Source organism: Hydrogenovibrio sp. JE_KL2 (genome assembly GCF_009296185.1).
GTDB lineage: Bacteria > Pseudomonadota > Gammaproteobacteria > Thiomicrospirales > Thiomicrospiraceae > Hydrogenovibrio.
Window position 1 is genome coordinate 345,993 of the sequence record NZ_WBJR01000003.1, and the last position, 13,535, is coordinate 359,527.

13 protein-coding genes are annotated in these 13,535 nt (G+C 40.3%); 10 read left to right on the plus strand and 3 right to left on the minus strand.

Annotated elements, in window-relative coordinates; all coding sequences use genetic code 11:
* Positions 1 to 6 precede the first annotated feature (6 nt).
* Genes F8R13_RS07635 through F8R13_RS07645 form a run of 3 tightly spaced genes read right to left on the minus strand, consistent with a single transcriptional unit; the run spans position 7 to position 3,332 of the window.
* On the minus strand, positions 7 to 924 hold the full coding sequence (locus F8R13_RS07635; RefSeq protein WP_253806388.1) for a lysophospholipid acyltransferase family protein: 918 nt from the start codon (positions 922 to 924) through the stop codon (positions 7 to 9).
* Positions 917 to 2,665, minus strand: coding sequence for a lipid A export permease/ATP-binding protein MsbA (gene msbA, locus F8R13_RS07640; protein WP_152833202.1), 1,749 nt, complete (start codon positions 2,663 to 2,665; stop codon positions 917 to 919). The genes F8R13_RS07635 and msbA overlap by 8 nt, the downstream gene beginning before the upstream one ends.
* A 4-nt stretch (positions 2,666 to 2,669) precedes the next feature.
* Positions 2,670 to 3,332, minus strand: a complete 663-nt coding sequence (locus F8R13_RS07645; RefSeq protein ID WP_152833204.1) for a protein-tyrosine-phosphatase — start codon at positions 3,330 to 3,332, stop codon at positions 2,670 to 2,672.
* A gap of 152 nt (positions 3,333 to 3,484) precedes the next feature.
* On the opposite strand from F8R13_RS07645, the gene rfaD reads away from it, so the two are divergent.
* From rfaD to F8R13_RS07695, 10 genes are read left to right on the plus strand one after another with little or no spacing between them, the layout of a single operon-like run.
* Positions 3,485 to 4,453: an ADP-glyceromanno-heptose 6-epimerase gene (rfaD, locus tag F8R13_RS07650; protein ID WP_152833206.1), complete on the plus strand. Its 969-nt coding sequence runs from the start codon at positions 3,485 to 3,487 to the stop codon at positions 4,451 to 4,453.
* 15 nt (positions 4,454 to 4,468) lie between these two features.
* The gene (gene waaC, locus F8R13_RS07655; protein ID WP_152833208.1) at positions 4,469 to 5,506 is read left to right on the plus strand and encodes a lipopolysaccharide heptosyltransferase I; all 1,038 of its coding nucleotides are present in this window, start codon (positions 4,469 to 4,471) and stop codon (positions 5,504 to 5,506) included.
* Positions 5,507 to 5,515: 9 nt separating this feature from the next.
* On the plus strand, positions 5,516 to 6,400 hold the full coding sequence (locus tag F8R13_RS07660) for a DUF535 family protein (protein ID WP_152833210.1): 885 nt from the start codon (positions 5,516 to 5,518) through the stop codon (positions 6,398 to 6,400).
* Complete coding sequence (locus tag F8R13_RS07665) at positions 6,393 to 7,562, plus strand: hypothetical protein (RefSeq protein ID WP_172967733.1); 1,170 nt, start codon at positions 6,393 to 6,395, stop codon at positions 7,560 to 7,562. Before F8R13_RS07660 ends, F8R13_RS07665 begins: the two co-directional genes overlap by 8 nt.
* 1 nt (position 7,563) lies before the next feature.
* Entirely contained in the window at positions 7,564 to 8,643 is a 1,080-nt protein-coding gene (locus F8R13_RS07670) for a hypothetical protein (RefSeq protein WP_152833215.1), read from the plus strand.
* Positions 8,640 to 9,560 carry a glycosyltransferase family 2 protein gene (locus F8R13_RS07675; protein WP_253806389.1) on the plus strand — a complete coding sequence of 307 codons (921 nt, stop codon included), beginning with the start codon at positions 8,640 to 8,642 and terminating at the stop codon, positions 9,558 to 9,560. The genes F8R13_RS07670 and F8R13_RS07675 overlap by 4 nt, the downstream gene beginning before the upstream one ends.
* A 7-nt stretch (positions 9,561 to 9,567) precedes the next feature.
* Positions 9,568 to 10,641, plus strand: coding sequence for a glycosyltransferase (locus F8R13_RS07680; RefSeq protein WP_152833217.1), 1,074 nt, complete (start codon positions 9,568 to 9,570; stop codon positions 10,639 to 10,641).
* A 6-nt stretch (positions 10,642 to 10,647) separates the two neighbouring features.
* Positions 10,648 to 11,358: a polysaccharide deacetylase family protein gene (locus F8R13_RS07685; RefSeq protein ID WP_152833219.1), complete on the plus strand. Its 711-nt coding sequence runs from the start codon at positions 10,648 to 10,650 to the stop codon at positions 11,356 to 11,358.
* Between the two features lie 6 nt (positions 11,359 to 11,364).
* The gene (locus tag F8R13_RS07690) at positions 11,365 to 12,531 is read left to right on the plus strand and encodes a nucleotide sugar dehydrogenase (protein WP_152833221.1); all 1,167 of its coding nucleotides are present in this window, start codon (positions 11,365 to 11,367) and stop codon (positions 12,529 to 12,531) included.
* The gene (locus F8R13_RS07695; RefSeq protein WP_152833223.1) at positions 12,531 to 13,532 is read left to right on the plus strand and encodes an NAD-dependent epimerase; all 1,002 of its coding nucleotides are present in this window, start codon (positions 12,531 to 12,533) and stop codon (positions 13,530 to 13,532) included. The genes F8R13_RS07690 and F8R13_RS07695 overlap by 1 nt, the downstream gene beginning before the upstream one ends.
* Positions 13,533 to 13,535: the final 3 nt, after the last annotated feature.

The window sequence follows — 13,535 nt, forward strand, 5'->3', positions numbered from 1 at the left end:
AGAAGATTATTGGCGCCAGCGATTATGCACCCAGAGATACTGAGAAGGGTTCTGTCGGATCTCATCTTCGTAGAGTTTATGGAGCCTTAAAATATCTTCATAATCATTTCCAGAGGGAAAATTTTCTAGTGGTGCATGAAAATACATTTCATAGTGGACGCCGTTTCTGCGGGTAAAACAAGGAATGACTTTGGCTCGTCCTAGTTTTGCAAGTTTGGTTATGCCTGGGTTGCTGGGAGCGGGTTTTCCAAAAAAGGGCACTTTAACGCTGCCTTTTCCATTGTATTTTTGGTCCGGCAAAATAAATAAGATTTTTTTATCTCTCAAAGCTTTGAGCATGCTTTTAGTATCTGTATTGACAAGAGGGGTGACCTGCTTCTGTTTGGTCTTTTGGGTTCTTTGAGTTCGACTTTTTCTAATGAGATAATCCAATAATGCATTGTCATTGGCGCGATAAATTGGGCTGTAATCCGTTATAAAAGAAACCATCAATCCTGTAATTTCGGTTGTTGTAAAGTGTGGAACCAGAAGAAGGATGCCTTGGTCTCGGTTTTCTTTAAGGTGCTCAAGACCGTAGTAAGTGAAGTACCGGGTTTCATTATCTTGTTGAGAGTAGCGGTGCCTGCCCCAAGTGGTAATGGTGAACTCAACTAAGGTTACACCTAGCGACTTAAAGTGCTCAAACAATAGGGTGTTGATCTCATCATTATCTTTTTCGGGGAAGGCGGTTTTTAAGTTTTTCAATGCAACTTTTTTCCGGTTTCCAGCAATCCAATAAATGAATTTTCCGAGATTTTCACCTAAATGAATTTTTGTAGTATAAGGAAGAAAAGCAATCAATCTTAAGATTCCGTAGCCTAACCAGATTCCCCAATACTTGGGCAGTAAGAATGACAGCTTCAATCTATGTTTTGAGTTATTCAATGAGTTCACCTAATGAACCTTTTTGATAAAGATTGGCATAAATGCCTTTTTGCTCTAATAGATTGTTGTGGCTTCCGAGTTCCTTGAGCACACCTTTTTCTATAACAGCAATTTGATCTGCGTTTTGAATGGTGCTCAAGCGGTGTGCAATGATAATAACGGTTCTGTTTTTTCTCAAGTTTTCTAGTGCTTGCTGGATCATGAGTTCGGATTGGTTGTCCAAAGCGGAGGTGGCCTCATCCATAATTAAAATGGGGGCATTTTTGAGAAATGCTCTGGCAATTGCAATCCGTTGGCGTTGGCCACCAGAGAGTTTTGTGCCGTTATTACCGATAGGGGTGTTTAAGCCTTCGGGCAGTTTTTCAATGAACTCCCAGGCATGGGCAGCTTTTGCCGCAGAGATAATGTCTTCTTCGTTGAACTCGGAGTGCCCGTAAGCAATGTTTGCTGCAATGGTGTCGTTAAACAAAACAATATTTTGGCTAACGAAAGAAATGTGAGCTCTCAAATCAGCTAAATCAATATCGTTGATATTGACGTTATCAAGGGTAATGGTTCCCTGATCAAGTTGGTAAAATCTGGGGATCAAGTTGGCAAGTGTGCTTTTTCCGCTACCGGACTTTCCAACTAAAGCTGTGGTTTTCGCAGCAGGAATTTTTAAAGAGAAATTCGTGAAAACATTTTTATCTGTACCAGGGTAAGAAAAGCTAATTTCCTTTAGTTCAATTTCACCGATGATGTTTGTTATTTTGCTGGAGCCATTATTGGTTTCACTAGGGGTGTCAAGCATGGTAAATATGCTTTCTGCGGCCGCCATTCCTCTTTGAACCGTTGCGTTGATATTTGTAATACGACGAATGGGTTCAAAAATTAACCCCATTGCTGTGACATAAGTAATTAAGTCACCGGCACTCATTGATCCTTTGTTTACCATTTGAATGGCTGCGTAAACTACAATGGATAAGGCAATGGCAGCAATGACCTGTACCAAAGGAACATTGAGAGCAGATACTCGTGTGACTTTCAATGTGTTGGCTCGTAATGATTCAGCAGACTCTAAAAACCGCTTGATTTCATAACCTTCAGCATTGTAGATTTTGACGTCACGATAACCTTTAAGGCCTTCTTCAAGGCGGTGCGTGAGTTGTCCCATGTCGTTTTGCATATCTGCGCTAGAAGCTCGCATTAGCTTTCCAGCCTTTTCGATGAAGTAAGCAACGATTGGACCGATAATCAGCATGACCAAAGTTAGTTCCCAGGAGTAATAAACCAAAGTTGCAATAAGTGCGGCAATGGTGATCGAATCTCTTGCGATTACAATCCAAGCTTCGGAAAGTGCGGTGCCTGTTTGGGTCACATCGTAAGTTATTTTTGACATGAGTGATCCAGTGGTGTGCTTGTCGTATTCCTTTAAAGGCAAGAAAAGCATCTTTTGGTAAATTTCATGTCGGATGTTGAGTATGGCTTTTTGAGCTATCCATGTACTCATAACTTTGCTGAAATACTCTGCCACACCTTTAATTACAAATACACCTGCTAAAAGTAATGGTAAGACTAGGAAGGTATTTGGATCTTTTTCAATCAAACTTTTGTCAACAAGCTTTCCTAGAATAATTGCGCTCAGAGGCTCCATTGCGGAGATTATAATGAGTGTCAAAATAGTGATGAAAATCGCGCTTTTATAAGAGGCGATATACTTCAAAAGTTTACGGTAGAGTCTTAGAGTTTTTTTGTCAAACATTGTCTTATTCTCGGTGCAAAATCTTATTGACGATGATGTTTGCCCAGGAGGTGCTTTTAAATTTTTGTCTTAAATAGGGTTCATCATAATGGTGTTCCACCCATTCAAGAAAAGAGACTTCAGGGTGATTTTTTTGGAAGTCGAAATAATTATCGAATAAGTAATCTAGTTTACCTGTGTCTGCCCATTTGAAATGCCCGTATTTTATGCTCAGCTGTTTAACGGCTTCAGATATTGGTTGTTGTTTGATAAAGTGCATATAAAAGACGCTCATTAAACCTGCTCTGTCAGCTCCAGATTTGCAATGGATTAAGATGGGATATTCCGCCTCTTCGAGAATCTTTTTGGCACCTAGGATTTGCTCTGGATCAGGTAGGCAGCGAGAAGACATGGGGTAGTTGATTAATGTAATTTCTTCTTTTTTGCAGACATATTGCTCAAGCAGGTATTGGCCACTTGTGTCTGCTCTACGCATGCTGATGATGGTTTTAATACCGTATTTCTTCTTTAGTTTTCTGATGAAGCTAGGTGATGGATGATTGCTTCGGTACGCATTTTCAGACAGTTTGTGGAAATTCCGGTAGAAAATTCGCAGAATTTCATGGTCGATAAACCACGCCTTGGCATGGGCGATAAATCTACCCCATTTTGAATTCAATTGACTCATTGTATATTTGGTTTCGATAGGAAAATTTGGCGCTATTTTACTATTTGCAGCATGCGATTGGAAATTATCTCGGCTAAATCTTGAACAACCCCTCAATAAATAAGTGTTAAAATTCTGAGATTATTGAAAAACAGTTAGTTTTAGGGTTGTTCATGATTGTAGTAACAGGCGGTGCCGGGTTTATTGGTTCTAATATCGTTAAGGCTTTGAACGAACAAGGTATTACCGATATCTTAGTGGTTGATAACTTAAAAAATGGTAAAAAATTCATTAATTTAGCAGATTGTAACTTTGCCGATTTTTTAGATAAAGAAGATTTTCAGGCGCGAATTTTTGCCGAAGAAGGCCTGCCTGAAATCGAGTGTGTTTTTCATCAGGGTGCTTGTTCAGCCACTACGGAGTGGGACGGTAAGTTCATGATGGATAACAATTATGAATACTCCAAAGATCTGCTGAACTTCTGTTTGAACAGAAAAATCCCTTTTCTTTATGCCTCTTCAGCCTCTGTGTATGGCGATGGGCCGACGTTTATAGAAAAACGCGAGTATGAAAAGCCGCTGAATGTTTATGGTTTTTCCAAGTTTCAGTTTGATCAGTATATCCGTAGAGTCCTTCCTCATGCAGAAAGTCAGGTTGTTGGTTTTAGATACTTCAATGTGTATGGGCCGAGAGAACAACACAAAGGGGATATGGCAAGTGTTGCGTTTAAACTGCATAACCAAATCCTAAAAGGCGAAAAGCTCAAACTTTTTGGTCCGTATGATGGTTATGAGGCTGGGATGCAGACGCGTGATTTTGTCTATGTTGAAGATGTTGTTAAAGTCAACTTGTGGTTTAAGGATAACCCTGACAAGTCGGGAATATTCAACTTAGGGCCTGCCGCAGCGGAACCTTTTAAAAACATCGCAGAAGCGGTTATCAAATTTCATGGCAAGGGAGAGATTGAGTACATTCCTTTTCCAGAACACCTTAAAGGAGCATACCAAAGCTATACTCAAGCAGATAATAGCTTGTTGCGAGAAGCGGGTTATACCGGGAATTTCCACACGGTTGCTGAAGGTGTTCATAAATACCTGACTTGGTTGAGTGAAAATCCGACCACACTGAATTTTACTAAATAAGTTTTTAGAGAGTTCATGCGGATTTTGCTAATTAAAATGTCTTCAATGGGGGATGTGTTTCATACATTCCCCGCACTTTCCGATGCACAAGCCAATGTTCCAAGTCTAACTGTAGATTGGGTGGTTGAAGAGGCGTTCGCAGAAATTCCGAGCTGGCATCCGGTGGTGGATAAGGTTTACCCGATTGAATTAAGGCGCTGGCGTAAAACTCCTTTTAGTTCTAAAACACGATCCGAAATCAAAGCTTTTTTTGAAGAAATTAATCGTACGCAGTATGACTTGGTGTTAGACGCTCAAGGCTTGTATAAAAGCTTGTGGGTTGCCAAAAAAATTGAGGCACCAGTTTATGGTATGGATTTTTCCAGCGTCAGAGAGCCGCTAGTCAGTTTGTTTTATAACCACAAAATTCACGTCGAAAAAGCGCAGCATGCCATCACTCGGCTGAGAGAGTTGTTCTCCAAAGCTCTTAACTATTCGATTTCTCCTACTTCAGCAATCGCTTATGGTTTGAATACGTCTGATTGGAAAAGGCCTGATTTGCCATGGCAGGCAGAGCCTCACATGGTTTTTTTGCACGGAACGACTTGGGATACAAAATGCTGGCCAGAGGAGTATTGGCGAGAATTACTACAAAAAATCTGCCAGGTTGGGTATAAGGTTATTTTGCCTTGGGGCACGAAGGAAGAACAAGAACGCTCATATCGTTTGCAACAGGGCTACGAAGACTGTACATGGGTACCTGAACAACTTATCAGTTTGAATGATATTACAAGAATGTTGAAGTTTTCAAAGGCGGTAGTTTCTGTTGACACGGGTTTGTCTCATGTGGCCGCGGCGTTGGATGTGCCGATGGTAGTATTATATCTTGTGACCGACCCAGGTTTGGTTGGGGCAAAGGGGTTGCATGTAAAATATTTGGTGTCACCTGTTGCGAGCAAATATCTGAAACAGTTCAAAAATAGTCAGCAGCAAGCACAATCACTGGAAAGAGTCGGTGTCACAGACGTGATTGAATCGTTGCATGCATTAAAGATAGAGATGGAAGAAAAGTAAGTGGTTTATTTGAAAGCGCTCGCGGCATTGTTTAAAGACTCGACGGCAACCCATAAAGATAAAATCAAAAGCCTATTTTGGTTTGCGAAAAAGTATGATTGGATTTGTAGTTTGCACTCTGCATTTAAAGGCTTGGGAATTGAAAAGTCCTTAAGTCAGCATGGTTATGTCTACTACTTGTTTAAACGCATGTATGTCTTTATGCATAAAGATTCTCGCCAAGAACTCGCTGAGACGGATAATCATAGTTTGATTCCGAGTATTGTCGAACATTACAGGATTTTAAACGCTCATTTGTCTAGTGAAAGTATTCAAAATTTGACTCAAGGTGGAGTGAATCTGTTTAAAACGGAGTTGGAAGACAGTTTACAACTGGAAATGAAATTGTTGCATATTCACCAAAATAGGCGTGAAGGATTGAGTTCGATAGGTCTTTGGGTGAATGGCACCCCCCTTTACTATATGAATTTTCTTTTAGCACAGCAGTCAGTTTTTATTGCAGGTGTTCAGGGAGGGAAAAACACTTTGGAATTGGCGCGGGCTTTTACCACGAAAACACAAGGTATTCCGCCGCATAAATATCTTTTTATTGGCTTAGCAGCCTTGATGAGTGAGTGGGGAATGACAGAAATTTTTGGCATTCGCCATGAGAAACATGTCTTCCAGGGAGAAGAAAAAACACAGTATAAGCTGGACAAGTTTGACTACAATGCGTTTTGGCAAGACGTATTGGAGGCAGAGCCTTTTGATGACTATTGGTTTAGAATGGCGTTACCACTTGTGAGAAAAGACTTATCTGAAATGAATGCCAAAAAACGCGGTAAGCTGAAAAAACGTTATCCGTTTATGGATGCTTTGGAGTCTGGGATTAAGAGCTCTGTTCACCATGTCTAAACGATTGATTCTATTTGCAGCCAGCCGTGATCAAGCACGATATTTTGAAGCGCTTACTCAGCATGTCAGTTTAATGGGTAAGCAGGTTTTGGCTGTCAAATCTTCCCAGATTCCCTTTGCATTTCAAGCACTTTTCAAAGTGTTTTTACCGTTGCCTCTCAATGTGCTTGAGGCAATTGAGCATCAGGTATGTATTTTACAAAATCGTAAAAAAGCCAGTCGTAAAGGTCGTGGCAAAGCTCAATGGTTCTGGTCTTTATTCGGTTTTGTGGAGACCTTGCGAGCCAAGTATCTTTTTGGGCGCTATTCATTGTGGATAGCTGATAACAAGGATGCGCTTATTGGTGTATGGAATGGTAAGAAGTTTCGCCAGGCGATTCTTGTTATTGCGGCGCAGCAGCAAAAAGTGCCTTTGGTGTTCTTTGAAACAGGCCCGCTACCGGGATATTCGGTTGTAGATCCGGAAGGTGTTGATTTTTATGCTGCAACACCGAGGCGTATTGATTTTTACAAGCAGTATCAATGTCGGCTAAAGCCGGAAGAGCAATTGAAGTTTGAACCGGTTAAAAAATCACAAGACCTACCGGAATCCTATATTTTTATCCCTTTTCAAGTCGTTGAAGATAGTAATATTTATTTGCACTCTCCTTGGATCAAAGATATGAGAGCGTTATATTCTGAGATTGAAGCGCTGGCAGAGAAGTTTTCCCATCAACAATTTGTCATTAAACCTCATCCTGCTTGCCCAGAAGACTATACAGATATTATCGATAAGCATCATCCTCAAATCCATTTTGTCCTAGATAAGCCAACGATAGAGTTGGTGCAACATGCTGAAGCCGTTATTACGGTGAACTCCACAGTGGGGATGGAAGCGTTGATTGCACATAAAAAAGTGATTGTGATGGGACAAGCCATTTATGGCTTTGAGGGGCTTACCCAACCTGTTTCAAAACAGTCAGAACTTATTCAAGCACTAGGCGAGCTTGAAACATGGCAGTTGGATGAGTCTGCGGTTAACAACTATCTTTGTTATTTGCAGGAAGATTATGCGATTCCAGGTGATGCGATGAAAGGTCCTACGGATGAGCACTGGGCAGTTCTATCGAAGAAGCTACAGCTTTGTTTAGATGGACAGGCTTATCAGTCTATAGGTTTGTAATATGGAAAAACGAACCTTATATTTGCCATCGACACCATTAAATTTATTGGTCAGTGTCGCGCATGCTTTGAGGTTTCGAGATTCGCAACGTGCTTGGTTGTGTTTGATTGACCAGAAAACGGCGGATTCTCCATATGCTTCAGTATTGAAGCGGTGGGATGATTCTCCTTTTGAAAGTGTGGAGGTGTTGTGTCAGCCGACAAAAAGTGAGAGTAAGCGTGATGCTCGTAAAGCCGTTTTTGCTTCACTTAAGCAAATGGTAATGAATGTTCAACCAACGCGCATTGGCGTGGGAAGTGACCGAAGAGCTGAGTTTCAATACGCTATGCATCAAGCTTCACGTTTTGATGGAAGAGATGCTGTCACTGGTTTTTATTTGGATGATGGCTTGTATTCGTATGCGGGCCGACCCTATAAATGGTACAAGGACAAAATCAACTCATTGTTGAAAAAGTTAGCCTATGGTTTTTGGTGGGAAGAACCCACTACGGTAGGAGCCTCTTCGTGGATTGATGAAGCTTGGCTTTTTGAATCGAAAAAGGCAGTATCGGAGATCACAAGAGGAAAGAAAGTTTGTTCGATAGAGCAAGAGTGGTTCGTTGCCGAGCAAGTGAAGCAATTTTCATCATCTGTTTTGAAAGCGTTTGATTTTGAGGCCAAGCTGTTAAGTGAAGTGGATATGTTGGTATTTATTCCTCATCCCAATAACGTGCTTAAAATGCGAGGCTATGAGCAGAATCTAAAAGCTTCCATATCCACGTTAAAGGCACAGAAAAAACGTATTGCGGTAAAGTATCACCCTCGTGTTGAAGAAGAGGATTTTTTTAGTCTTAGAGCGCTCGGTGTTGAAGTCATTGTGCCGGCAAAACTGGCCTCGGAGTTTGTCTTGCCGGCATTAAAACGAGAATGCTATGTTGTTGGTGATGTGGGAACAGCATTACTGACAGTACGATGGATTCGTCCTGAATTGGAGGTGTTTTCGATTTTGTCGGAGAGTGATCCATTTCAAAATAAATTTGTTGGACTGATGCATGCGATGGGTGTGCATGTCGTTAAATCAATAGGTGAAGTCGTACAATGATGCATCATATGCGCTATTTCTTGCAAATGAATCGATCCAAGTCTGTCTCGGACCGTTTGGTAATGACGATTTTATGTCGAAATGAAGTTGATATTATTGAACATAATATTCGCTTGCACAGTCAGCTAGGTGTTGATGCATTTTTGGTTATGGATAACGGGTCGACAGATGGCACTCGTGAAAAGTTGGAGTCGTTAAAAAGCGAGTTCGATCTTCAAGTGATAGATGAATCCGGCGTCTACCAACAAGCGAAATGGATGAAACAACTGGCGATTAGAGCGCGCGCGAAAATGGGAGCTGATTGGGTTATCAGTAACGATGCCGATGAATTTTGGATTCCTCAAGATGGAGGCAAGAGCTTAAAGGACTACCTGAATCACAGGGATTCAGTCGTTACCGTTAAGCGAAGTAATATGTTGTTAACAGAATCCGCATTGGAATCAGGTTATCATTTCTCTCAGGCCAGCTTTAGGGTCGGCTATCCTATTTGCTATGACAAGCAGGCAGAATTACAAGATGACTCGGTTTCCATGTTTTTTGCAAACATTAGCCCCAAAGTAATTGTGAATCCCAAAGGGTTTATCAAAATTAGTGGTGGTAACCATCGAGCAAGGCATATTGGAAAGTGGTTTACGGCAAGACAAGAAAGCGGTATTCGAGTTTATCATTACCCCATTCGATCATGGGAGCAGTTTGAGGCCAATATTCAACATCGGCGTGAATTGCTCTCGAAGGGCAATGTTCGTATGGGCGATCATTATAGACGTTGGGTACGTTTGTTGGATGAGGGTAAGCTTTATGAAGAATTTGAAAAATTCATTGTTGATGACAATCAGCAGAAAGTTTTGGCGAAGAAGGGACTAGTTGTTAAAGATGCCATACCTTGTCAGTTATTTAAAGAGTTATTTGAAAGTTAGATTTTAAATGAAAAAAGTTGTTTTTATTGTTCATAGTCTTCATGGTGGAGGCACTCAAGGTTATGTGAGGAGCCTTGCGAATTATTTTTATGAACAGGGTAATCAGGTCGCGATTATTGTGCTTTCGAATAACCAAGAGAAAGTGCCAGATGATTTATTGGTACCTGCGTTTTTTTTACCCAAAGCATTGGCCAGAAAGAAATTAATAGAGCGTTTTTTGGCCTTGATTGAGATGCATTTTTTAAATGGTGTCGATGCATTTTTTGCTAATTCATTTGATGCTTATAAGTTGTTGTCTGTACAAAAACGAATTCCTAACGATAAACAGTTTTATGTCGTTCATGCCGATTATTCAACTATGCGTTATAGCTTTTACACGCCCTTTAAGAACATGGAAAGAACGTTTAAATATAGAAGGCTATTCAATAAAAAAAATATCATTGTGAATAGTGATGGTGTAAAAGAAAGTTTGACTAAGAAATTGGGTATTAAGCCTAAGAGTATGTCAGTTATTTTTCCGCCGATTAACTGTGACTTGGTAAAAACAATGGCTACCGAAAAGTTGACTATGGCTTTGCCTGAAGAGTACCTAGTGGCATTGGGGCGGCTATCAGAGGGTAAAAGAGTTTATCTGGCGGTTGAACTTTTGAAGTATTTGCCAAACAGCTTTCATTTGCTTGTAATTGGTGATGGGGATCAATTGCCGAACATAAAAAAACGCGTTCAAAGCGAAAGGTTAGAAAGTAGGGTGCACTTTTTAGGCTGGCAACCGAACCCTTATCCTATTCTCAGGAATGCGAAAGCTCTGGTTTCAATGTCTGAGTCAGAGGGGTTTTCTTTAGTCGTTGCAGAGGCATTATTGTTGGGAGTTGCCTCTCTGGCGGTTAACTCTGCGGGACCACAAACGATTTTAGGTGAAAAGTTTCCAAAGCTCATTTTTGAAGAAAATAAAACAATGCTTAAAGAGATGGCTGAGACGATTAAACATTTACCACTATATCCAGAACAATATTATGAGTCCTACGCTGAAACATTTGATATTTCGCATGCCTATAAAAAATATTATGCATTGTTGGGTTGAACAAATATGAAAAAAGTTCCAATCCTAATGTATCACCATGTTTCAAGCGTTTCAGAAGCTACGCCGTTGAAAAGCCTTTTTGTTTCGCCAAGGGTGTTTGATCTTCAGATGAAAGTCTTGAGCTTTTTTGGCTATCAAGGCAAAAGTATGAGAGAGTTGCTTCCTTATTTGGATGGTAAAAAAGAAGGCAAGGTGTTTGGTATTACCTTTGATGATGGTTATAAAGATGTTTTGGAGAATGCTCTCCCCATTCTTAATAAATATGGATTTTCTTCAACATGCTATGTTGTGAGTGATGAAGTTGGCAACTATAACCGTTGGGATGAGGGATACAAAGATAGACATAATCTTATGGACATTCCTGATTTAAATACTTGGCTTAATTCTGGTCAGGATATTGGGGTACATACTGCAACTCATGTAAGTTTGCTTAACTTGCAAGAGTCTCGATATACAGAAGAAATTTTAAACCCTAAAACAAAATTAGAGAATTTTTTCCCTGGAAGACAGTTTCAAGACTTTTGTTACCCATATGGTGATTTTACGCTAAATGTTGTGAACTTTATCGAACAGTCTCGTGCTTATAAGACTGCAACCACAACTGTTAGAGGTGTTGCAAAAGCAGGTGATAATGCGTTATTACTTTCTAGGGTGTTTATGAAAAATAATATGGGATTCGTAAAGACGTTTTTAAAAGTAATATTGGGCATTAAGTAGGTTTGTATGAGAATAGCAATTGCTGGAACAGGATATGTTGGATTGTCACTTGCGGTGTTGTTAGCGCAACATCACGACGTTGTTGCTCTGGATATCATCCCTGAGAAAATAGAGTTATTGAATGCAAAGCGTTCGCCGATAGCAGATGCGGAAATTGAAGAGTACTTAGCGAATAAAAACCTAAATTTTTCAGCTACCTTAGATAAAGATTTGGCATACAAAGAAGCGGACTTTGTCATTATTGCCACGCCAACGGATTATGACACGCAAACAAATACCTTTAATACCTCGTCTGTAGAGGCTGTGATTGGGGACGTAATGGCTATCAATCCTGATGCCGTGATGGTTATAAAATCCACTATCCCTGTTGGTTATACAGATGATATAAAGCAGCAGTTTGGCTGTGAGAATCTAATTTTCTCCCCTGAGTTTCTTCGTGAAGGCAAGGCGCTTTACGATAACCTTTATCCTTCTAGAATTATCGTTGGAGAGGACTCAGAGCGTGCTAGAGTGTTTGCAGATATGTTGGTTGAGGGAGCCATAAAAACAGATATTCCTGTTTTATTTACCAATGCGACTGAAGCTGAGGCTGTTAAACTGTTTTCTAACACCTATCTGGCGATGAGAGTGGCTTATTTTAATGAGCTAGATTCTTATTGCGAGGCTCATGGTTTGAGTTCAAGGCAAGTGATTGAAGGGGTTGGCTTAGATCCAAGAATTGGCAATCACTATAATAATCCTTCGTTTGGATATGGAGGCTACTGCCTACCTAAAGATACCAAGCAACTTTTGGCGAATTACCAAAATGTTCCTAACAATATCATTAGAGCGATTGTTGATGCCAATACAACCCGTAAAGACTTTATTGCTGATTCTATATTGAGCCGCAAGCCAAAAGTTGTTGGGATTTATCGCTTAGTGATGAAGCAAGGGTCGGATAATTTTAGGGCATCAGCCATTCAAGGTGTGATGAAGCGAATTAAAGCGAAAGGCGTGCAAGTTGTGGTTTATGAGCCAGTTTTGCATGAGGATGAGTTTTTTAACTCCAGTGTGGTGAAAGATATTGAAGCGTTCAAATCTCAATGTGACGTGATAGTCGCTAACCGCATCACAGCAGAGCTTTATGATGTTGAAGATAAAGTATACACGCGTGATTTGTTTGGGAAGGATTAATGAAAATCTTAGTTACTGGTAGTGCAGGATTTATAGGCTTTTTTACGGTTCAAGCGTTACTGAAGCAAGGGCATGAGGTTGTCGGCATTGATAACTTAAATGATTACTATGATATTAGTCTGAAGAATGGGCGTCTGAATGCGTTAAAAGAATTTTGCGAGCAGCAAGGATTGGTAAATTCCTATCGTTTTATAGAGATGGATATTGCTGATCGACCTGCAATGCAAGCTTTGTTTGATGAGCAGAAATTCGATCGAGTGATTCATCTTGCAGCGCAGGCAGGTGTTCGTTATTCGTTGCAAAACCCTCATGCTTATGTCGACTCAAACTTGGTTGGCTTTGTAAATATTTTGGAAGGATGTCGACAAACAAAAGTTGGACATCTGGTCTATGCTTCCTCTAGTTCCGTTTATGGAATGAATGCTAAGATTCCATTTTCTACTGAAGATAGGGTGGATTTTCCAATCTCGCTTTATGCAGCAACTAAAAAATCGAATGAGTTGATGGCTCATGCCTATAGTCATTTATATGACATTCCAACCACAGGTCTACGTTTCTTTACAGTTTATGGCCCATGGGGTCGTCCTGATATGGCCTACTTTTCATTTACGAAAAAGATTCTAGCGGGTGAAGCGATAGATGTTTTCAATAATGGACAAATGGAGCGTGACTTTACTTATATCGACGATATTGTTGAGGGTGTTGTTCGTGTTATGGATCGTATTCCTCAACCCCAATCTAGCGAGTTCACAATGGCTCACGCGCCCTACAAAATTTATAACATTGGTAATAATCAGCCCATTACTTTGGAAAGGTTTATCAACGCTATAGAGTCTGCAACAGGCAAGAAAGCTATACGTAATAATTTACCCATGCAGCCAGGAGATGTGCCACGAACCTTTGCTGATGTGGATGATTTAATTGCAGATACAGGTTTTAAACCTGAAACTGAGATTGAGGTTGGAATTGATAGATTTGTGGACTGGTATAAGTCGTTTTAGTAA